Annotated in this window: 18 protein-coding genes and 2 pseudogenes; 12 read left to right on the plus strand and 8 right to left on the minus strand. The window is 64.0% G+C overall.

Annotated elements, in window-relative coordinates; translation table 11 throughout:
• Window positions 1-54 precede the first annotated feature (54 nt).
• Genes ndhC through KBY75_RS00175 form a run of 3 tightly spaced genes read left to right on the plus strand, consistent with a single transcriptional unit; the run spans window position 55 to window position 1,740 of the window.
• Complete coding sequence (gene ndhC / locus KBY75_RS00165; protein WP_106632246.1) at window positions 55-417, plus strand: photosynthetic/respiratory NAD(P)H-quinone oxidoreductase subunit C; 363 nt, start codon at window positions 55-57, stop codon at window positions 415-417.
• A gap of 4 nt (window positions 418-421) precedes the next feature.
• The gene (locus KBY75_RS00170) at window positions 422-1,144 is read left to right on the plus strand and encodes an NADH dehydrogenase subunit K (RefSeq protein ID WP_254935171.1); all 723 of its coding nucleotides are present in this window, start codon (window positions 422-424) and stop codon (window positions 1,142-1,144) included.
• A 20-nt stretch (window positions 1,145-1,164) separates the two neighbouring features.
• Window positions 1,165-1,740: an NAD(P)H-quinone oxidoreductase subunit J gene (locus tag KBY75_RS00175; RefSeq protein ID WP_254935172.1), complete on the plus strand. Its 576-nt coding sequence runs from the start codon at window positions 1,165-1,167 to the stop codon at window positions 1,738-1,740.
• On the opposite strand, the gene yvcK is transcribed toward KBY75_RS00175, so the two are convergent.
• Window positions 1,737-3,068: a gluconeogenesis factor YvcK family protein gene (gene yvcK / locus KBY75_RS00180; RefSeq protein ID WP_255022692.1), complete on the minus strand. Its 1,332-nt coding sequence runs from the start codon at window positions 3,066-3,068 to the stop codon at window positions 1,737-1,739. The genes KBY75_RS00175 and yvcK overlap by 4 nt on opposite strands.
• 225 nt (window positions 3,069-3,293) lie before the next feature.
• Between yvcK and KBY75_RS00185 the strand changes: the two genes are divergently transcribed.
• Both KBY75_RS00185 and KBY75_RS00190 read left to right on the plus strand, forming a co-directional pair.
• Entirely contained in the window at window positions 3,294-4,052 is a 759-nt protein-coding gene (locus KBY75_RS00185; protein ID WP_255022509.1) for an ABC transporter ATP-binding protein, read from the plus strand.
• A gap of 4 nt (window positions 4,053-4,056) precedes the next feature.
• Window positions 4,057-4,983, plus strand: coding sequence for an MlaD family protein (locus KBY75_RS00190; protein WP_254935174.1), 927 nt, complete (start codon window positions 4,057-4,059; stop codon window positions 4,981-4,983).
• On the opposite strand, the gene KBY75_RS00195 is transcribed toward KBY75_RS00190, so the two are convergent.
• Entirely contained in the window at window positions 4,980-7,127 is a 2,148-nt protein-coding gene (locus tag KBY75_RS00195; protein WP_254935175.1) for a magnesium chelatase subunit D family protein, read from the minus strand. The genes KBY75_RS00190 and KBY75_RS00195 overlap by 4 nt on opposite strands.
• A gap of 23 nt (window positions 7,128-7,150) precedes the next feature.
• Between KBY75_RS00195 and folK the strand changes: the two genes are divergently transcribed.
• Genes folK through KBY75_RS00210 form a run of 3 tightly spaced genes read left to right on the plus strand, consistent with a single transcriptional unit; the run spans window position 7,151 to window position 9,838 of the window.
• A complete protein-coding gene (gene folK / locus KBY75_RS00200) occupies window positions 7,151-7,735 on the plus strand; it encodes a 2-amino-4-hydroxy-6-hydroxymethyldihydropteridine diphosphokinase (protein WP_255022510.1) in 585 nt (194 codons plus the stop codon).
• 43 nt (window positions 7,736-7,778) lie between these two features.
• A complete protein-coding gene (locus KBY75_RS00205; RefSeq protein ID WP_255022511.1) occupies window positions 7,779-8,339 on the plus strand; it encodes an NUDIX domain-containing protein in 561 nt (186 codons plus the stop codon).
• 26 nt (window positions 8,340-8,365) lie between these two features.
• Entirely contained in the window at window positions 8,366-9,838 is a 1,473-nt protein-coding gene (locus KBY75_RS00210; protein WP_255022512.1) for an FAD-binding domain-containing protein, read from the plus strand.
• Here KBY75_RS00210 and KBY75_RS00215 read toward each other — a convergent pair.
• Window positions 9,817-11,025 (minus strand): DegT/DnrJ/EryC1/StrS aminotransferase family protein, encoded by a 1,209-nt coding sequence (locus tag KBY75_RS00215; RefSeq protein WP_255022513.1) that lies wholly within the window; start codon window positions 11,023-11,025, stop codon window positions 9,817-9,819. The two genes, KBY75_RS00210 and KBY75_RS00215, sit on opposite strands and share 22 nt — an antisense overlap.
• Before the next feature lie 165 nt (window positions 11,026-11,190).
• Here KBY75_RS00215 and KBY75_RS00220 point away from each other — a divergent pair, with 165 nt between their 5' ends.
• Complete coding sequence (locus KBY75_RS00220) at window positions 11,191-11,712, plus strand: hypothetical protein (protein WP_315859028.1); 522 nt, start codon at window positions 11,191-11,193, stop codon at window positions 11,710-11,712.
• Here KBY75_RS00220 and KBY75_RS00225 read toward each other — a convergent pair.
• A complete protein-coding gene (locus tag KBY75_RS00225) occupies window positions 11,621-12,085 on the minus strand; it encodes a hypothetical protein (RefSeq protein ID WP_255022514.1) in 465 nt (154 codons plus the stop codon). The two genes, KBY75_RS00220 and KBY75_RS00225, sit on opposite strands and share 92 nt — an antisense overlap.
• Window positions 12,079-12,912 carry an FAD-binding domain-containing protein gene (locus KBY75_RS00230; RefSeq protein WP_255022515.1) on the minus strand — a complete coding sequence of 278 codons (834 nt, stop codon included), beginning with the start codon at window positions 12,910-12,912 and terminating at the stop codon, window positions 12,079-12,081. Before KBY75_RS00230 ends, KBY75_RS00225 begins: the two co-directional genes overlap by 7 nt.
• Before the next feature lie 26 nt (window positions 12,913-12,938).
• Here KBY75_RS00230 and fabI point away from each other — a divergent pair, with 26 nt between their 5' ends.
• The gene (gene fabI, locus KBY75_RS00235; RefSeq protein WP_255022516.1) at window positions 12,939-13,721 is read left to right on the plus strand and encodes an enoyl-ACP reductase FabI; all 783 of its coding nucleotides are present in this window, start codon (window positions 12,939-12,941) and stop codon (window positions 13,719-13,721) included.
• A 10-nt stretch (window positions 13,722-13,731) separates the two neighbouring features.
• On the opposite strand, the gene KBY75_RS00240 is transcribed toward fabI, so the two are convergent.
• On the minus strand, window positions 13,732-14,130 hold the full coding sequence (locus tag KBY75_RS00240) for a TA system VapC family ribonuclease toxin (protein ID WP_255022517.1): 399 nt from the start codon (window positions 14,128-14,130) through the stop codon (window positions 13,732-13,734).
• A gap of 372 nt (window positions 14,131-14,502) precedes the next feature.
• Between KBY75_RS00240 and KBY75_RS00245 the strand changes: the two genes are divergently transcribed.
• Window positions 14,503-18,882 carry a DUF5801 repeats-in-toxin domain-containing protein gene (locus KBY75_RS00245; protein ID WP_255022518.1) on the plus strand — a complete coding sequence of 1,460 codons (4,380 nt, stop codon included), beginning with the start codon at window positions 14,503-14,505 and terminating at the stop codon, window positions 18,880-18,882.
• A gap of 146 nt (window positions 18,883-19,028) precedes the next feature.
• Here KBY75_RS00245 and KBY75_RS00250 read toward each other — a convergent pair whose 3' ends face one another.
• On the minus strand, window positions 19,029-19,277 hold the full coding sequence (locus KBY75_RS00250; protein ID WP_255022519.1) for a DUF305 domain-containing protein: 249 nt from the start codon (window positions 19,275-19,277) through the stop codon (window positions 19,029-19,031).
• 85 nt (window positions 19,278-19,362) lie between these two features.
• Window positions 19,363-19,551 (minus strand): annotated as a pseudogene (locus KBY75_RS15360) (DUF305 domain-containing protein); the annotation flags it as partial.
• A gap of 563 nt (window positions 19,552-20,114) precedes the next feature.
• On the opposite strand from KBY75_RS15360, the pseudogene KBY75_RS00260 reads away from it, so the two are divergent.
• Window positions 20,115-20,549: pseudogene (locus KBY75_RS00260) on the plus strand (transposase); the annotation flags it as partial.
• Window positions 20,550-20,745 lie beyond the last annotated feature (196 nt).

Genomic DNA, 20,745 nt, shown 5'->3' on the forward strand with positions numbered 1-20,745 from the left:
ACCCCAGGGCCAGGGCACAGATGCCAGACTGATCACCAGGTTGGTATGGCTCGAATGTTCGTGCTCTCCGGCTACGACGCTTTTGTTGGCTTCCTGCTGATTTCGGCGGCGGTGCCAGTACTGGCGTTGCTGGCCAACAAACTGCTGTCACCCCAGAGCCGCAAAGGCGAGCGCGAGCTCACCTATGAATCGGGTATGGAGCCGATTGGCGGCGCCTGGATTCAATTCAATATTCGCTATTACATGTTTGCTTTGGTCTTCGTCATCTTTGACGTGGAGACCGTCTTTCTCTACCCCTGGGCCGTGGCATTCCACCGCCTTGGCCTGCTGGCCTTCATCGAAGCCCTTATCTTCATCGCCATCCTGGTAGTTGCCCTCGCCTACGCCTGGCGCAAAGGCGCCCTTGAGTGGAGCTGAACCCATGACCAACACACCCTCAATAGAAGCTTTAAAGGATCTGCGGGCGGCTAGCTGCAACCCGGTTGGCACGCCAACGATCACTTCAGATCTCTCTGAAAATGTCATCCTCACCACCCTGGATGACATTCACAACTGGGCGCGCCTCTCTAGTCTCTGGCCCCTGCTTTACGGCACGGCTTGCTGCTTCATCGAATTTGCCGCCCTGATTGGCTCCCGCTTCGATTTCGACCGCTTTGGTCTAGTGCCCCGCTCCAGTCCGCGCCAGGCCGACCTGCTGATCGTGGCCGGCACAGTGACCATGAAAATGGCCCCTGCCCTTGTGCGTCTCTATGAGCAGATGCCGGAGCCGAAATATGTGATCGCCATGGGCGCTTGCACCATCACTGGCGGCATGTTTTCCGCCGATTCCACCACCGCCGTGCGGGGCGTGGACAAGTTGATTCCCGTAGATCTCTACCTGCCCGGCTGCCCTCCTCGCCCGGAAGCAATCTTTGATGCGGTGATCAAGCTGCGTAAAAAAGTGGGCAACGAAGCCTTGGTCGAGCGCGGCAATCTGCAGCAATCGCATCGCTATTGCACGGTCTCCCACCAGATGAAAGCGGTGGCCCCGATCGTCAATGGCCAATACTTAGCGGCCGAAACCCAAAGACAGGCCTTAGCCGCCTCCAGCTCCCTTCCCATGCCCGCACCAGCTGCGGCCATTCCTGCTCCAGTCGAAGCCTGAGCACCACCTCCACGCCCGCCATGCCTGACGCAATCCAAACCAAAGCCGGCGACAACCCCAGCAGCACGGCGCTTGAAACCCCAGCTCCCGGCGCGGTTGGCAGCTGGCTTGGCAGCCAGGGGTTTGATCATGTTGCGCTTGGCCGCGACCATCTCGGCATCGAAATGATCGGCGTGGAAGCGGTGTTTCTGCCCGTAATCGCTACGGCACTCAAAAGCCAAGGGTTTGATTACCTGCAATGCCAAGGGGGCTACGACGAAGGAGCCGGTGGCCGGTTGGTGAGCTTCTACAACCTGGTCAAGCTGGCAGCCATTTCAGATCGCTGTACTGCTGGAGTGATGCCCCCAGGGGAAGCCCCTGAAGAAGTGCGCATCAAGGTATTTCTGGAGCGCGACGGCGATCTCACCATTCCCACTCTCTATGGCCTGTTCCGCGGTGCCGACTGGCAGGAGCGGGAAACCTTCGACATGTATGGCATTCAGTTTGCTGGCCACCCCCATCCCAAGCGGCTGTTGATGCCGGAAGACTGGAAAGGCTTTCCGATGCGCAAGGACTACGTGCAGCCCGATTTCTACGAAATGCAGGACGCCTACTAGGAAGCGGAACCACTGCCCCGCTGGTGATTACGGAAAAAACGCATCACCGCTAGAGCGACGCTGCGGGGATCGTGGCGCAACGTGGCCGTAGGCCTTGCCCCTTGCAGCGGTGCCAACATCACTTCGTAGCCCTGGCGGCGCAGCTGGCGCGTATCACAGGCCACTGGCTCAGCGCCCTGGTGCCGGTAGTGGTCAATCAAGGCGGAATCGCCCAGATCTTCCTGGGCCAGCACAGCGGTAAATAGTCGCTCCTCCACCCCGAGGCTGGCCAATTGGGCCTCAAGGGCCCGCAAATGTCCCTCTACATCGAGCCCATCGGTTTCGCCCGGCTGGGTCATCAGGTTGCAGATATAAAGGCGTGGTGCCCTGCTGCGACGGATGGCCTGCACCAGTTCGGGTACGAGCAGATTGGGCAGCAGCGAGGTGTAGAGACTGCCCGGACCCAACACAATTAGATCGGCATTGGCGATTGCCTCCAAGGCTCGGGGTAGGGCCGGGGGACGCTCGGGCGTGCAGCCCAGCCGCACGATTGGGCTGGAGGCGTGGCCAATCTTCGACTCGCCTTCGATCCGTTCGCCATTCTCAAGCTCAGCCCACAAACGCACGTCGGCGTTGGTGGCGGGCACCACCTGCCCCTGCACCGCCAACACCCTGCTACTGGCGGTGATCGCCGATTCCAGATTGCCAGTGATCGCCGTGAGGGCTGAAAGGAATAAGTTGCCGAAGCTGTGGCCCTCCAGGCCGCTCCCGGCCTTGAAGCGGTATTGGAACAGCCGGGTCAGCAAGGGCTCCTCCCGAGCCAGGGCCGCCAGGCAGTTGCGGATGTCGCCGGGTGGTTGCACGCCCAGCTCCCGCCGCAGCACCCCGCTGCTACCGCCGTCATCAGCAACCGTGACGATGGCCGTGAGATTGCTGCTGTAGCGCTTTAGTCCGCTGAGCAGGGTGGAAAGACCGGTACCGCCGCCAATGGCGACGATGCTTGGACCGCGGTTGAGGCGCCGCTGAGCCAGCAGGGCATCCACTAACAATGTGTCCTTTTCAGGAGCCAAGGCCTGCTGAATGGAGCCGAAACTGCGGCTCTGGCCCAGCCAGATCAGCACTGCCCCAACCAGCAAGACCAACGGGCCCGTGAACTTGCGGGGCAACACCCCGGTGACCTGAGCCAGCAGCCATTGAATACTGGAGAGCATCCAGTAGATCGGCTGCAGATCGGCCCACACCGCCGCGCCGAGCAGGGCCACCAATAACCCCAACCCGGAGGTGAGCACCCAGCGCTTCACCACCAGACCTGGCTGCAACCAGCGGGCCGCTCGCCGGGAGCGACTCATCAAGTCCTTGCGGCGCAGATCGCCGCGGCCCAGCCAACCCGGTTTCGGCAGCGGTCGGCGGGAGCGCCGCAATCGGGAAACCGGAGCGGAGGAGCGCAAAGGGCGGGGAAGGACGCTGCCTCAATTGGCTGAACTTTAAGGAGAGCCATCGGCCTCGCAAACAGCCAGAATGGAAACCTTCTTCATGAGCCCCCTCTGGCTTCCTCAGCAGCACCGCTGGCCGCAATGGAGAACCTCAGCGTGCGCTGGGGCAGCCGCTGCGTTCTTGACCAGGTAAACCTGCACGTCGCCCCCGGCGAGCGCCTAGTGGTGGTTGGGCCTTCCGGAGCGGGTAAGTCAACCATCCTGCGTCTGCTGGCAGGACTGCAGCTGCCCAGCAGCGGCAGCTTGAGTCTCCATGGCATCCCTCAGACCTACTTGCGTCTAGACCAGCGTCGGCCTCAGGACGTACGGCTGGTGTTTCAGAACCCGGCCTTACTTGGCTCCCTCACCGTGCGTGAAAACGTCGGCTTCCTGCTCTATCGCCACGGCCGCTTAGCTGAACGAGACATAAGGGAGCGAGTGGGCGCAGCCCTGCAGGCGGTGGGGCTGCAAGGCATCGAGGAGCAAATGCCTGCGGAGCTCAGCGGCGGCATGCAGAAGCGGGTCAGCTTTGCCCGTGCCCTAATCGACGACCCGGCCAAGCCAAATGAACAGATGCCCCTGCTGCTGTTCGACGAACCGACGGCCGGCCTGGATCCGATGGCTTGTACCCGAATCGAAGATCTAATCGTGCGCACCACAGAGGTGGCCCGGGCCACCTCTGTGGTGGTGAGCCATGTGCACAGCACCATCGAACGCTCTGCGGAGCGGGTTGTGCTGCTTTACGACGGTCAATTCCGCTGGAGCGGCACGGTTGAGGAATACCGCAGCTGCAGCGATCCCTACGTGGTGCAGTTCAGGAGCGGTAGTCTGCGCGGACCAATGCAGCCTGCGGAGCTCTGAATCCATGCGCCGCAGCATCCGCGAAGCAGTTGTCGGCTTCTCCCTGTTAGCCGCTATTAGCAGTGCCGTTGGTCTCTCCTTCTGGTTGCGAGGCATCTCCCTAAGCAGGCAAAACTGGAGCGTCAAAGCCAGCTTCGCCGAAGCATCTGGCCTGGCAGAGCGCTCACCTGTGACCTACAGGGGGGTTTTGGTTGGCAGCGTGCGGCGCGTAACCGTGACACCCGAGGCGGTGGTTGCTGAGCTGGAAATCAACCATGGCGATTTAAATCTGGCGCGGCCTACTAGGGCGGAGATTGGCGAAGCCTCCTTACTTGGGGGCGAAGCCGAAGTTGCCCTGATCAGCAGCGGCCCGCCCTTGCCGCCAGGCTCTGCCAAGCCACGCTCCAAGGCCTGCAATTCGACCGTAGCCATTTGCAATGGCGCCACCATTGAGGGAATTCAGGGGCCAAGTCTCACCAGCGTGACCACGCTGATGCACAAGATGCTGGTGGAAACCGACCAGATGAAACTGCTGAGCAAGGTCTCAACCGCCGCCAGCAGCTTCGAGCGCACCGCCAAGGACACCTCGGCCTTCATGAAGGATGGCCAGACCCTGGCCAAAGAACTCGAAACGTCGGTTAAGGCAGCCCAGCCCACGATCACCAACCTCAACAGCAGCAGCGCCCACCTACGCCGGGTGCTCGCTGCCCTGGACAATCCCCAGACCCTGAAGGATCTCAAGGCCACCGTCAGCAATGCCGAGCAGCTCACCGCCAAATGGAATGCGGTGGGGGGTGATGTGACCAAACTCACCGACGATCCCCGCTTCATGGACGGCATCCGCAGCGTGGCCGTGGGCTTGGGCAAATTCTTCGATGAGCTGTACCCGGCCCAGACCGAAGCCGCCCGGGACAAGGCCGCCCGAGAGAAAGCCGCGCAGGCAAAGCCCTAAATCCCGTTGATCGCCTCCATGGCTATGGCGGCGATGGCCTGATCGCTGGCCTTGGGCAGCTGCACATACTTGCCACCGGCGGCCTCAGCCAGGTCTTTGCCCATGCCGCTGCCGATGAACTTGCGCTCCGTGTCGATCACCAGCAGCTTGATGCCCAAGGCCCGGTACTTGCTGGCCACCTGCTTCACCTCCTCCTTGAGGTCCACAGGCTCCTCCCCCTCCAGCTGGGGCTGACCCAGGGAGCGGCTGAGGGGCACGTTGCCACGGCCATCGGTGATCGCCACCACCACCACCTGGCCCAGATCGCCCGTGGCCAGTGCGTTAGCCCCCACCCGGGCGGCCTGGGAGAGCCCGTGGGCCAGGGGTGAGCCGCCACCGCAGGGCATCGCCTCCAGACGCCGGCGCGCAGCTGTGATCGAGCGGGTGGGGGGCAGCAGCACCTCGGCCTGCTCGCCGCGGAAGGGAATCAGGGCCACTTCGTCGCGATTTTCGTAGGCCTCGGTGAGCAAGCGAATCACGGCCCCCTTAGCGCTCTGCATGCGATTGAGAGCCATCGAGCCGCTGGCATCCACCAGGAAGATCACCAGGGCACCGGCCTTGCGCTGCAGCTGTTTGGCGCGCAGGTCACCGTCCTCCACGATCACGGTGCGGTGGGGCTGCCGCTCACGGCGAGATTTCTGGTACGGCGCTGCGGCCCGGAGGGTCGCATCGACAGCTATGCGCTTCACCGGGCCGCGGGGCAGCATCGGCTTCACGTAGCGGCCGCGAGAGTCGCTGAATACCACCGCCCGGCTGCCACTACCGCCGCTCTTGGCCTTGGCCGAGGAGAACAGCAGCAGGTCGGGATCGATAGCGATGGCCTCCGGATCCAGCAGGAACTCCTCTGGCACCTGGGGAGGCGCCTTGTCTTCGGGACTGTCGTCTTGGGATTCGTCGTCTTGGGATTCGTCTTCTTCAGGTTCGTCTTCTTTGGAACTTTCGTCTTCTTGACCGTCTTTGTCTTGCTCGGGCTCCTGCCCGTTCTCAGGCTGGTCGGGATCCTCCGGCGCCTGCTCCCCCTGGGGCGGTGTCTCTCCCTGGGGCGGTGGCGGCGGGGGTTCAAGAGGCTGGTCGGGATCGGGGGGCGGCATTTGTAGGGCACGAGGTGCAATCACCAGGCGCACTGCTACTTGAAGGTCGTCGGCCTCGACTCGATCGCGGCCGCTGAGGGCTGCATGGGCCCGGGCCACCCGCACGGCATAGAGCTCGCTGCGATGGCCCTCGACCCCACCCCGCAAAGCCTCATTCACCAGATAAACGATCTGCTCGCGGGCAATCTGCACATCCGGTAGCCACTGCCGCGCCAGCAGCAGCTGGGTGGCCAGAGCATCGGTTTCCTCCTGCCAGCGTGCCCCAAAGCCGGTGCTGGATTCGGCCTGATCCATCGCCGAGCGGGTGATTTCCACCCGCTGCTCAAGCTCCAGCACCTGATTGGCACTTAGGCAGATGGCGAAGCGATCGAGCAGGTGATCGCGCACCGGCCCCTCCTCAGGATTGAAGGTGGCGATCAGCAGGCAGCGACAAGGGTGGCTGAGGCTGAGGCCCTCCCGCTCGATCCGGTTTTCGCCGCTGCCCACCGCCGCCAACAACAGGTTGGTGACGTTGTCGTCGAGCAGGTTGAGCTCGTCGACGTAGAGCACACCCCGATGGGCTTCAGCCAGTAGCCCTGGCTGAAAAACAGCCTGGCCACTGGTCAGCGAAGCCGTCACATCGACCGAGCCGACCAGCCTGTCTTCGGTGATGCCCAACGGCACCTGCACGAAGGGCGCCGGCACCACTGCGGTTGGCAACAAGGCGCTGGTATCCGCTCCCGTGGGATCGGCACCCAATTCGGTAAGCCGAATGCAAGTTGCCTCATCCCAGTCATCGGGTCTCTGGGGATCGATGTTGAGGGCCTGGCCGCCCACATCGAGCACGTCGATCGGCGGCAGCAGGGCGTGCAGACCGCGAGCCAACACCGATTTCCCAGTACCACGACCACCGGCGATCACCACCCCGCCCAGGCCTGGATCGACCGCGGCCAGCAGCAGGGCCAGCTTGAGGGTGCCGTGGCCGGTGATGGCGGCGAGGGGAAAGGCCCTACTGGCAACTCCGCTTGCAACCATGGGAGGGCTAAGACCCGATTCACGTGCCAGCCAGTCTCGCTGATCAGCCCAGAGGCAGTGAAGCGGCAGCCCTGGCCATCGCCCTAGGCGCCAACCTGCCCAGCCGCTGCGGTGGTCCGATCGCCACCCTGATCGCCGTGCGGCCCCTACTAGAAGCCAGCCTGCGCCAGTGGGGCCAGGGCCTCAGCTCGGGGCCCACCGGCTTCCGCTGGTCGCCTCTGTTTGAGACCGAACCCGTGGGCGGCCCCCCAGGCCAGCCGCCCTACATCAATGCGGTCCTAGTGGCGGACGGCCTGGTGGCAGGGCTGGGAGCTGATGGGGCAAGGGCAGCGGCCGGTGAAGCTCTACTGGAGCAATTGCAAGCGCTGGAGCATGACTTCGGCCGGGAGCGTCAGGCGCGCTGGGCCCCCCGCAGCCTCGACCTCGACCTGCTCTGGTGGGGGGATCTGAACTGCCACACCCCCCGCCTCCAGTTGCCCCACCCGCTTTGGCGGCAGCGAGACTTTGTGCTGGCGCCGCTGGCTGCCCTGGCAGGCCTGGCCCCAGAACATGGGTGCGCGGTGATGGCGCTTGCTGGCAGACCCGGCTGGCTCGAGCAGCTGGGGTAGCCCTGCGCGATGCTGGCCCCACCGACCCGCGACAAGCCCAGCCATGGCGCCCCTCCCCGCTCCTGAGCCCTCGCGTCACCTGGAAACCACCGCGGTGCTCGATGCCCGCAAGATCCGCTTTGAGGTGAACCGCGTCGAGCTGCCGATGGGCGTGGTGGGCACTTTTGGCTTGATCCGCCACCCCGGCGCCTCCTTGGCCGTGCCGGTGCTCGACGACGGCCGGGTGGTTGTGCTGCGCCAATACCGCTTCGCCGTGGCCACCCGGCTGCTGGAATTTCCCGCCGGCACCCTCGATGAGGGCGAAGACCCGCTCAGCACCATGCAGCGGGAGCTGCAGGAGGAGGCCGGCTACAGCGCCAGCCGCTGGGATCCGCTCGGAGCAATGCTGCCCTGCCCGGGCTACTCCGATGAGGTGATTCACTTATTTCTGGCCCGCGACCTCAGCCCCCTGGCCGAGCCGCCCGCCGGCGATGACGACGAGGACCTGGAGGTGCTGCTGATGGAACCCGGCGAACTGGATCGGGCCCTGGCCAGCGGCGACGAGTACCTCGACGGCAAAAGCGTCACCGCCTGGCTGCGGGCCAAGCAACTGCTGGGTCTCTGAATCCTGTCCAGATCCTCCCCAAGCCAATGACCTCACCCCGCTGGCTGTTCTGGCATCGCCGCGACCTGCGCCTGAGCGACAACAAGGGGCTCGCCGCTGCCGCCACCGCCACTCCAGCGGTGACCGGAGTGTTCGTGCTGGATCCCGCCATCCTCTCGGAGCCCAGCATGGCCCCGGCGCGGCTGTGGTTTCTGTCTGAGAGCCTGCGGGAGCTGCAACAGGCCTGGCAGCAGGCCGGCAGCAGGCTGGTGATCCTGAGCGGCGACCCCGCCGAGCTATTACCCCGCCTGGCCGCTGGCCTGGGCGCCGAAGTGGTGGCCTGGAACCGGGACGTGGAACCCTTCGGGCGCGAGCGCGACCGGCGGGTGGCGCGGGCGCTGCAGGCGGAGGGGCGCAAGGTGTTGGCCGACTGGGACCAGCTCCTGGTGGCGCCGGAGGCCATCAAAACCGGCGCCGGCGATCCATACCGGGTGTACGGGCCCTACTGGCGCAGTTGGCGCCGCTGGGTGGAGGAGGCGAGCGCCCTGGGTTCCGCCGCCTCGGGTGGCCTGGATCCCCTGCCGCCGCCGAGCGCCCTGATGGATTGCGATCCCGCCCAGCTTGCCGAGGCGCTGAAGGGCCTGCCAATCGCCAGCCCGGAGCTGGAGCACGGTTTTGCCGGCGCCGATCTCTGCCCCTGCCGGCCCGGCGAAAAAGCGGCCCAACAGCAGTTGCAAGCCTTCTGCGATGGCGATGGCCGCTCCATTGCGCTGCTTGGCTACGAACCAGGACGCAACATCCCAGGCGATGCGGGCACCTCAGGGCTCAGTGCCGCCCTCAAGTTCGGCACGCTCAACCCAAGGCAGGCCTGGGCCGCCGCCCAGCAGGCCCGGCTGCTAGCACGCAGCGAGGAGGAGCTGCACTCAATCCAGGTGTGGGAGCAGGAGCTGGCCTGGCGCGAGTTTTACCAGCAGGCACTGTTTCACTTTCCGGAGCTGGCCGAAGGGCCCTACCGGCCCCAATGGCGCGCCTTCCCCTGGGACAACGACCGCGGCTGGTTTGAGGCCTGGCGCGAGGGGCTCACGGGCATGCCGATCATCGACGCCGCCATGCGCCAGCTAAACGAGAGCGGCTGGATGCACAACCGCTGCCGCATGATCGTGGCCTCCTTCCTGGTGAAGGACCTGATCTGCGACTGGCGCTGGGGCGAAGCGGCCTTCATGGCGCGCCTGGTGGATGGCGACCTGGCCGCCAACAACGGCGGCTGGCAGTGGAGCGCCAGCAGCGGCATGGACCCCAAACCGCTGCGCATCTTCAACCCGGCCACCCAGGCCTCAAAATTCGATGCCGAGGGCACCTACATCCGCACCTGGCTGCCGGAGCTGCGCCATGTGGCCACCCGCGACCTGATCACTGGGGAGATAGCCCCACTGGAGCGCCGAGGCTACCCGGCACCTCTGGTGAACCACAAGATCCAGCAGGCCCGCTTCAAGGCGCTTTACGCCACTATCAAGGGCTGAGCCACCACGGTGCGCAGCACCTCAACCACCCGCTGCTGCTGCTCGCCGCTGAGCTCCGGGAAGATCGGCAGGCTCAGCACTTCAGTGCAGAGACGCTCGGTGACCGGCAGGGATCCGGGCCCGTAGCCCAGATCGGCATAGGCCGGCTGGCGGTGGATTGGGATTGGGTAATAGATGATCGTGCTGACCCCAGCATCCTGGAGCTGCTGCTTGAGCCAGTCGCGGCAGCAGGCCTCCGGCAAGCCAAAACTGGCGCTATCGGCAGCTGGCGTACAGGAGACACCGGAGTCAGCACAGGCCTGGGCCGCAGCGCACCGGGGCACCCTCAGAACGAACTGGTTCCAGCTATGGCCATCTGGGCCAAGCTCTGGCAAGGCCACACCGGAAAGGGCGGCCAAATGCTCGCGGTAGTGCCGGGCAATAGCACCGCGGCGCTCAACCCAGCGAGGCAGGTGGGGCAGCTTGACGTTGAGCACCGCCGCCTGCATGGCGTCAAGGCGGCTGTTGTAGCCCAGAGCCGTGTGCAGGTAGCGGCGGGGCATGCCGTGCACCGCCAGCTCCCGCATGGCCTGGGCCAGCTCGGCATCGCGGCAGGTGATCGCCCCTCCATCACCAGCGGCACCCAGATTCTTGGTGGGAAAGAAGCTGAAACAGCCCACATCCCCCCAGCTGCCCACCGGCCGGCCCGCCCAGCTAGCACCGGTGGCCTGGGCACAATCTTCGACCACCTTGAGGCCATGGCGCTCAGCGATGGCACACACCCGCTCCATGTCCACGGGCCGCCCAAACAGGTGCACCGGCAGCAGGGCCCGAGTGGCCGGCGTGATCGCCGCTTCCAGCTGATCGAGATCGATCAGGTAGCTGCTCTCCTCCACATCGACAAACACCGGCGTGGCACCCACGGCGCTGATCGCTTCGGCGGTGGCGAAAAAGCTGAACGAGGCGGTGATCACTTCATCGCCTGGACCGATGCCCAAGCCCCGCAGGGCCAGAATTAGGGCGTCGGTGCCGCTGTTGCAGCCGATGGCATGGGGAACTCGACAGGCCTCAGCAAAATCCTGCTCAAAGCGGGCGATCGTGGCGCCGCCGATGTATTGACCGCTGCGCAAAACCTCGAGCACAGCCTGATCTAGAGCTGCTCCCAGCCCTTGAAGCTGCTCGCTAAGGCTGAACGGGGGCACTTGCATAGCGGGCAATTTACGCCTTTCAGGCCTACGCCTTGGTGGCCGGATGCCAGTTGGTGGTTGAGCCAAGTGGGGCCGGGCCATGATCAGCTCACCATGCGCCACGGGACCCCGGCGATGATCCCAGCTCGGCGAAGACAACATGTCCTGGCCAGTGGCCTTGCCAGCGTGGTCGGCACCGCCTTACTGAGCGCCTGCGTGCCGGCCCACCGCCACCCCAGCTGGGCGATCTATCCGCTGCCGCGGCGCCTGCCCAATGACGGCCTGGCGGTGGTGAGTCAGCCCGATGGCTACGGCCTGCACATCTGGATCGACACCGACACCCGCCAGAGTGGCAGCTGCAAGCCCCGCTGGAGCGCCGATGCGGCCCGGCTGTTCAACGGCAACGGCACGGCCCCGTTCAGCTCGGGCCTGGCGCCACGCCAAGAGTTCTTTCAGGCCGTCGCCCGCCAGGACGTGCGCCGGGCCCTGCGCCAGCAGAGCGAGGCCCTCTGTAAGCAACAGTCCCCCCGCAGCAGCTTCAGCTGGCTGGAGCCTCCCCGCAACGCCGCCGAAATCAAGCCAGAGCCCTACCCGCTGCTGGAGGAAGCCGACCTGCTCAGCGATCCCAACGACGTGCTGGAGCAGGAGGAGCGGCTGCTGAACCCCGCCCCCACAGCACCGGCTCAGCCCGGCGCCAGTAGCGACTGAAGCGGCGCAGATCCAGCGGTTCCGGCAGCGCCACGAAGGGTTCAGGCTCGAGCACCTGCAGCGGCAACTGGGCGGCGATCTGCTCCCGCAGCACGGCGAAACGCGGATCCACCGCAGCGCTGGTGACCACGCCATCAGCCCCATGGCGGCGAGCGAAGCTCAGCACCTGCTCCACCACGTCGCCGTGACGCAGGGTCACCGGCAGATCCAGCAGGCACTCATAGAGAAAGCCCAGCCGCTTGAGGCTGAGGCGCTGGGTCTCGATCAGCTCCCGGTCAAACACAAACACCGCCGGTGCCGCCGGATGGGCCAGCAGCGCCGGGTTAGTGGGCCCTAGGGCCTCGCCATGGATCCAGAGCACGGGCTTCAACACGGGCTGGCTCCTGGGAATAGGTCTGCCTGCAACTGCTCGTAGCTGGCTTCAAAGGGGCAGCCCGCACCAGCCAGGGCGCAGTCGCGGCAAAAGCGGCCGGAGCTGAAGCGCTCCAGGTTTTCCCGGTTAAACATGTAGGGCTTGCTGCTGAAGCTGGAGGCCACCCACTGCCAGCTGAGGTTGTTGCTGGCCGGATCGCCATCGAGCAGATGCTGCAGAAACCAGCGGGCACCCGCCTGCCACTGGATCCGCCGCCAGTGCACCACATAGGCCGCCAGCCACATGCGGGCGTGGTTGTGCAGCCAGCCTGTGTGGATCAGTTCAGTGGCAAAGCCATCCATGCAGGCCAGGCCGGTGCGGGCCTCGAGCAGGTCGGCCGGCAGCGCGGCGGCGTAGCGCTCGGGGGGATGGCCGGTCTTAAGCGGCTCCTGGTCGCGCCAGATGCCATCGCCCAGCTGGCGCCAGAGCCGCTGCCAGTAGTCGCGCCAGCCCAGCTCGTTGATTAATTTTTGGGCCGCTACCGGCGGCTGGCCGCTGCGCTCCAGCCAGGCAAACACCGCCTCACGCACCTCCACCAGGCTGAGCACGCCGTGGCGGATATGGGGCGAGAGGCGCGTCACCGCCCCATCGAGGTGGTTGCGGCTGCGGCCATAGGCGGCCGGATCGATGGCGGCTAGCGCCGTTTCAGCCGCCCGGCGCCCGCCCTGAATCGGGCTCAACCCACCTGGGGCCTGGGGAAACAGCTGGCGCAGGGTCGCCTCCAGCGCATCGCGATTGGCGAACTGGCGGGGCAGATCGCCGGGTGGGAGAGAATCGCCCGATCGCATCGTTCCGGCTCCTGGCCACTGCTCCCATGCTCCTCGATCTGCGCGGCAAAAAGGCCCTGGTTACCGGCATCGCCAACAACAAGTCGATCGCCTGGGGCATCGCCCAGCAGCTGCATGCCGCCGGAGCGGAGCTGGGCGTGACCTACCTGCCAGATGAGAAGGGCCGCTTCGAGGGCAAGGTGCGCGAGCTCACCGCGCCGCTGGCACCCAGCCTGTTCGAGCCCCTCAACGTGCAGGACCCCGCCCAGATCGAAGCCGTGTTCGATCGCGTCAAGGAGCAATGGGGCTCGATCGACGTGCTGGTGCACTGCCTGGCCTTCGCCGGCAAGGAGGAGCTGATCGGCGACTATTCCGCCATCAGCCCCGAGGGCTTCGCCCGGGCCCTGGAGGTGAGCGCCTACTCTCTGGCCCCCCTGTGCCGCTTCGCCAAACCCCTGTTCAACCCCGGCGCCAGCGTGATCACCCTGAGCTATCTAGGAGCCGAACGGGCCATCCCTAATTACAACGTGATGGGAGTGGCCAAGGCTGCCCTGGAGGCCTCGGTGCGCTATTTGGCGGCTGAGCTGGGCCCCGAGAAGCAGGTGCGCGTCAACGCCATCAGCGCCGGACCGATCCGCACCCTGGCCAGCAGCGCCATCGGCGGCATCCTCGACATGATCCACAACGTGGAGGCCAAAGCGCCTCTGCAGCGCACCGTGACCCAGGAGGAAGTGGGCAGCACCGCCGCCTTCCTGGCCAGCCCCCTGGCCTCCGGCATCACCGGCCAGGTGATCTATGTGGACGCCGGCTACTGCATTACGGGGATGTGAGGGCTGGGGCTCAGCGCAACGGATTGCTGTAGCGCAGGCCCGGAAAGCGGCGAAAGTCGCTGTCGGCTGAACAGAGCGTGCAGTTGTGCTCAATGGCCAGGGCGGCCAGATGGGCATCGCTGGTGAGATTGCCTGCCGTTCCGGCCTCCTGGAGCAACAACCGGAGCACACTCCAGTGGCTTGGGCCCGGCTGCAGCTCCGCCACCAGGGGATGCTGCCGCCAGCCAGCTTCGAGTTCCAGCGCCTGGGCGGTAGTGAGCGGCATTTGCATCAGCCGGCTCTGGGTGCTGATCACGCAGTACGGCCAACACCACACTCCAGGGCAGGGCAATCGCTTCGTCGCCGTTGAAGCTGGCCTCCAGCCAGGCCTTGGCTTGCCTGTGCTGCGAGCTCTCCTGCAGGGCGGCATACAGCCAGAGGTTGGCGTCGATCAGGATCACCGGCCCTGCCGCAGTTTCTCGATCAGGAGCTCATCATCCAGGGCCGCCGCCAGTTGATTGGCCCTGCTGAGATCCACCCCGGGAGCCAGGGCACTGATGGAGAACGTGGGGCAGCGATAGGGCTCCCGCCGGGACGGCGCTGCCTGCTGGAGCCCGGCCCTCAGGGTGTCGTGCGGATCTAGCTCAGGGCCAGGAACTTACCTGTCCCGATATGGGAACGCGCGGCGGAAATGCTGTGGCCTCATGGGAACGCGCGGCGGAAATGCTGTGGCATCCATGCCGGGAATCGGCCCAACTCCATAACGAAGGAAGACCTCGATCCTTCCTGGGAGCTGCAAGCCATGACACCCCCCCCCACCACAGTTCTCTATGTAGACCAGACCACAGGCAACCAGTACGACGAGACAGAACCGAACCTGACGCTCCTGAAGGCGTGGGGCTTGGCAGCGCCCACCGACTTCGCATCCAAGACCGAGAGCTTCGGACAGCCCTCCGACTTCATCAGCTTCCAGCTGCAGGACAGCACCACCACCGACACCGGCCTGACCTCCCTGGACGGATCTCCGATCCTGCTCAGCGCGGCGATGACCGCTGACAACGGCGACACCTACTTCGACGCCGTCGTGGCCGGTGGCAGCTACGGCGGAGAGGTGGCCTTCCGGCTGGTGTACGTGCGCACCCTGAACGACGACGGCCAGGTGACGAGTTACACCCTGTACACCCTCCTGTACAACGACGACGCCCCAATCCGGCACGGCGACACCAACGATTCCAACGATCTGGTGGAGATGGCATCGTTGGTGTCGGCTTCACTGACCACCAATTTCACGCTGGAGTTCACCGACTTCACGGGAATCCCACCAGGCCAGAACGCTTTTGGGGTGCTGCGTGAGCCCCCGAACGGACCCGACCCGGACAACACGTTCGACGTGGTCGTCACCAGCAAGAACTACAACGGTTCGTCGTGGGTCGATGGAACGATTAACACCAGCAATGTGGCCGGTGTGGCCTCAGCCATCGGGGTTGGCAGTCAGGCTGTCAACAACAATGAGTTGGTAATTTATGACTTTGTCAAGAATGTAGCGACTGGGGTGGACACCAAGGATATCGCTACGCTCGATTATGATTCACACGTGCTGGTCAGCACGGCGTTCAGTACAGTCACCCAGCTGAACCCCGGCAATGTCAAAACCCGTGCGGATGTGAAGGTCTGGCTGCTCAATGTGAGTGGCATGGCAGAAGGCAACACTATCTCTACCCCAGAGGGGCAGGCGTTGCGAGACGCACCGTTTGATGCTGAAGACGACAACATCGGCGTCAAGTCGGCTTCGATCTATCTGAACGGAAATTATGAGACGCCGGCGATCACTGTTCAGGCCAGTGCAACCCCCTGGATCGGAATTGATGCCCTGGCGGGTTACAGCATCACCTTCGTGGATTCCGGTGATGGTGCTAGTGATGGCTATGAGTATGTCCAGATCAATGGCCTGAAGACGGGCGACCGGTTCGAGGTGGAGGGCGACACCAGCTTTGACCGCATGGTGGTGGACAACAACACCTCCAGTAGCAATTACACCTTTGACCTTGGTGTCACCGGGTACACCATTGCCGATTCCACGACCGCGGCTCTGGCGCTGGGCGGTATCGGCATCTATGACGATGGACCCACTGTCACCGACACCGCTGACGCCGACACCCTCGTCCTCGACGAAAGTGCCGCCGGAACTGATCCCGATGGCCCTGGCAAAGCTGCGGCTGGCAGCGTCTCTGCCTCCGCCAACTTCGCCGATAACTTCGATTCCGCCGGACCCACCGACTACGGCACCGATGGCGCCGGCAGCGTCAGCTATGCACTCGTCCTCGACGGCTCCGATGTCCCCTCCGGCCTCTATGCCCTCGATCCGGCCGACACCACCGCCAGCGAGGCTGTCGATCCGGATGGCATCGGACAGGGTGCCCAAATCGTCCTCAACACCGAGGCCGTCACTGGCGATATCGTCGGCACCGCCGGCGGCACCGAATACTTCCGCCTCTCCGTCGACAACGACCCCACCAAAACAAGCTTCGGAACCGTCACCTTCGCCAGGTCCAACAACATCTGGCACAGCGACACCACCTCCGACGATGACGCCGAAACCCTGAGCACCGCCGTCGGTGCGCTCACCCTCGAGAAGACCGTCGTCGATGCCGACGGCGACTCCGAGAGCGCCGCCGTCGATCTCACTGGCGCCTTCTCCATCGAGGATGACGGGCCCACCGTCACCGCCGACGACACGCCCGCCGACACCCTCGTCCTCGACGAAAGTGCCGCCGGAACTGATCCCGATGGCCCTGGCAAAGCTGCGGCTGGCAGCGTCTCTGCCTCCGCCAACTTCGCCGATAACTTCGATTCCGCCGGACCCACCGACTACGGCACCGATGGCGCCGGCAGCGTCAGCTATGCACTCGTCCTCGACGGCTCCGATGTCCCCTCCGGCCTCTATGCCCTCGATCCGGCCGACACCACCGCCAGCGAGGCTGTCGATCCGGATGGCATCGGACAGGGTGCCCAAATCGTCCTCAACACCGAGGCCGTCACTGGCGATATCGTCGGCACCGCCGGCGGCACCGAATACTTCCGCCTCTCCGTCGACAACGACCCCACCAAAACAAGCTTCGGAACCGTCACCTTCGCCAGGTCCAACAACATCTGGCACAGCGACACCACCTCCGACGATGACGCCGAAACCCTGAGCACCGCCGTCGGTGCGCTCACCCTCGAGAAGACCGTCGTCGATGCCGACGGCGACTCCGAGAGCGCCGCCGTCGATCTCACTGGCGCCTTCTCCATCGAGGATGACGGGCCCATCCTCCAATCGGCCTTGGTCAGTGACCCAGACCCATCGACAATCTTGTTCAAATCGGCGATTGGAGGCTCAGACCCGTCGCCGTTGACCGGAGAATTCATCTCCTGGGATCCAGGCTCGGATGGCTACGGCAGTCTGAGTGTGAGCAACTTACAAGGAACTCCTCCAGATACAGGAGGGCTCTATGGATACAGCATCATCAATCCGGGATCTCCCACCACGCCAACATCAACAGTCACCATCAATATCACCTACGACGCCGATGGTGCCGGCACAGATAGCGATCCACAGACCATTGCTCAGTATGTGTTCAACGCCGATGGTTACGACATCTTCGCGACCTTCGACTACCAAGGTGAGATCGAGATCACTCCAACAGAGCTGGAAGCGGGTGCCGCCGTCCAACCTGGTGGACCGCATCCGATTGAATTCAAGCTGTTTGATGCCGAAGATTTAGCGGTTATGGTCTCAGGTGGCACCCGGGCTGGCACCACGGACACAGATGTCGATTACTTTCCCGGCTTGCTCAACACCAGCGCCCAGGGCTATGCCTCCGGCGATGGTGACCAGAATCTCGAATACATCGATGCAACATCTAAGGGCGTCAGTGGCGAGAATGACAGGAAGGAGGCCATTAAGTTTACCTTCGTAGGCTATGATGAGCCTGCCAGTTACTACGCCAGTCTTTCAGCTACCGCCGCTGCAGACTTTGGCACAGGCGCTTATGACGAACCTGATGTTGGACTTGGCGTTGATGACGAGTTGTCTGCCTACCACCCTGTAGCCGGCTTCGGATTCGACTTCACAAAGCTAACGGGTGGCCCAAAGACAGGCGACTTCGTCATGAAAGTAACCTATCAGTGGAACAACAGTGACACATTTGACTACGCAGACATCTATTATCAATTCCAGGGTGTCGCCGAGGATGCCAAGCCGGGTGCCAACTATTCGAAGATTTTCATTGGCTATAATCCCGATACCAATATTCTAACTGAAGGCTGGGGGGGCATCAGCTGGATCGACCGCAATACCGATCCACTTCTGGATTTGAATTCTGTCTACGACAATGAAGAAGCCCCCAATGGGACTTGGGATATTGATGTGGTCCTTTCCGAAACCTTTACCGCATGGGACAGCATAATCGGGATCGTAGCTGTTGAGATTGAAAACAACGAGCTTCCATCGAAGCTCAACGCCGAGGGCTTCAATGTCACCAACCCGCGCTTCTATTCCGCAGGCTCCCAGACGGAAGTGGTTCCCGACTTCAACTACAGCTTTGATCTCACCCTTCTGGATGGCGATCAGGATGCGTCAACGATGACGGTATCCACCACCATCGATGGAACCGATGAAGGCACGCTCACAACAGCGGCACTTTCTCCAGAAGCCCCTCTAGCCCCCCTCGCCCCACTCACCACCACCCAACATCTCACGGCAGACGACGCGATCACCGGCAACGCCATCACCCTGACCACCACCGCGGGAACCCAGGGCGGCAGCGGCTCCAGCACCCCCACCGATCCGCTTACGGGCCTGCCCAGCTCGGTCACCAGCACCACCCCAACTGAAGCCACCACCGCAGCCGCCCTCGGCAGCACTGTCGCCGGCGGCACCGATCCGCTCTCTCCCCCACCCACTCCGGAACCGCCTAGCCCGCTCGGCACCACCGATCCCCTCACCCCTCCACCCTTACCAATCTCCCCACCTGCCAATGAGCAAGCCCAACGGCATGCCGCCCCTTGGAAGGGCGAGGGCGACTCCTTCACACCTCCCGCCAACCCATCTCCCGGCATCACACCCTTTGAAGACCATTCGCGGTTCCCATTGACCACCTACGACCCCATGAATTCCGGCATGGAACAACTGCTCGGCTGAGCCCATCCCCAGGGGCTGACGCCAACAACGTCAGCCCTTTCTGCTGGGCGCAACCCAGGGCGCCATCCCAGGCCGTCAAGCGAGGCCAATGTCCAAGCCCCCGGCTGATCAGGTCGTCGTCGGGCGATGCCCCGTCGCTGCGCTACTCAGCGTGGGGCGGGGTACCAGGTTCGATACCACTGCTCCATCTGCTGGATCTCATCGCTCTGCACCCGCACCATGGCCTGCTGCAACTGGCGCAGCTCCGGGTGTTGGGAATGCATCTGGGCCATCGAGGCCATCATCACGCCCATCTGATGGTGGGGAATCATCTGCTCGAGGAAGGCACGATCGAAATCGGCGGCCTGACGCAGCGCCAACAGGTTGGTGCCGCCACCCATATTCCCCATCCCCATGCCAACCCCAGCGCGAGCCCAGGCCCCAGCTGGGAACATCCTGGCCGTACCACTGCTTGTACCATGCGCGCATCTGGGCGTTCTCCCGGGTCTGACTGGCGTTGATGCTCTTGGCCAGCTCCTTGATCTCGGGGCGCTGCGCACGGGTGAGGGCGAGATCGGCCATGGCGATCGCCCCGTCGTGGTGGGGAATCATCATCACGATGAAGTGCTGATCCGAATAGCCCATCCCCATCCGGCCGGGGCCACCTGCAGCGCCTCCCGGGCCAGGCATGCCGGCACCACCCCAAGCCTGCGACCAGGAAGAGGGGGCCGCCAGTCCAGTCGACGGGGCCGATCGGTGTTGCTCATCGGTTTTCTCCCAGTTCCATGGGCTCACTTCCCATGCTCGTCAGGCTCATGAGAAGGGTTAGGCCGCCTACGCGATTGTTCATGCGATGCCGGCGCGGCAGGGCCCCACGCTGTTGAGGTTGGGGCCGATCACGGCCAGGGTGCGTGCTGGATCACTGGGCCGGAGCTTCAGCAGACGTGGCCATTCCTTGGTCCGAAGCCGAGGCCTTCTGCCCTGCCACCCAGTGACTCCTATCCATCGACCTCCTCTGCAGTAGCGAACTTGCCAGGCATGGTGCCCTCAGCCGGCATTGGAGCCTCTCCCGCGCCGAGGGCGTGCGCCAAACCCTCGGCCCAATGGCTGGATCAACAGCACCTCGATCACGAGGCGACCTACGGACTCTGGAGCGATCGCGGCGGAATCCGGCGAAGTGACGTGGACCCCAAAAACTGAGCCAGCCCTTATGAGAGCTTCGCTAACGGCCAAAATTGGCCAGGAGAAGCTCCATGAAAGTCAAAAGCCACAACCCCGAGCAGATCATCCGCAAGCTGCGCACCGCGGAACAACTGCTTAACCAAGGCCAAACCGTCGCTGATGTCTGTAGAGCCCTAGACGTTTCTCCGGCGACTTACCACCGCTGGCAGCAGCTATATGGCGGGATGAAAGCGACTGAGGCCAAACGCCTCAAGCCGTAAGGCTTCTCCGAAGGAGTAGGAGCTTGAGCTGGAGAACACACGGCTAAAGCGTTTATTGGCAGACGCAGAACTCGATAAGGCGATGCTTAAGGAGCTTGTTGCGCCGTGAGGCGCACCTTGCGGTGCAACGGGAAACTTCTGAGCCCGGAGCGTCGTCGCAGGGCTGTGGTGGTTCTGCAGGATCGATTCCGGGTTTCCAAGCGGCGTGCATGCCGGTTGACAGGTCAACACCGCAATACCCAGAGGCGCCCCGGATCCTCGACCGGTGACATGGTGCTGGGGCCGCCATAGCTGTTCTGAAGCCAGCGATCACAGGCCGGCAGGCCTATGAGGTCAGAAATCGATCAGGGGGGCTCCAAGCCCCCTTTTTTTGCCCACCCTGGGGCTCCTGGCGCAGGCTCGAATGACAGTCACCGCCGTACTCGGCCATGATAGTGCCAGC

It is taken from the genome of Cyanobium sp. T1G-Tous (genome assembly GCF_024345455.1).
GTDB lineage: Bacteria > Cyanobacteriota > Cyanobacteriia > PCC-6307 > Cyanobiaceae > Cyanobium_A.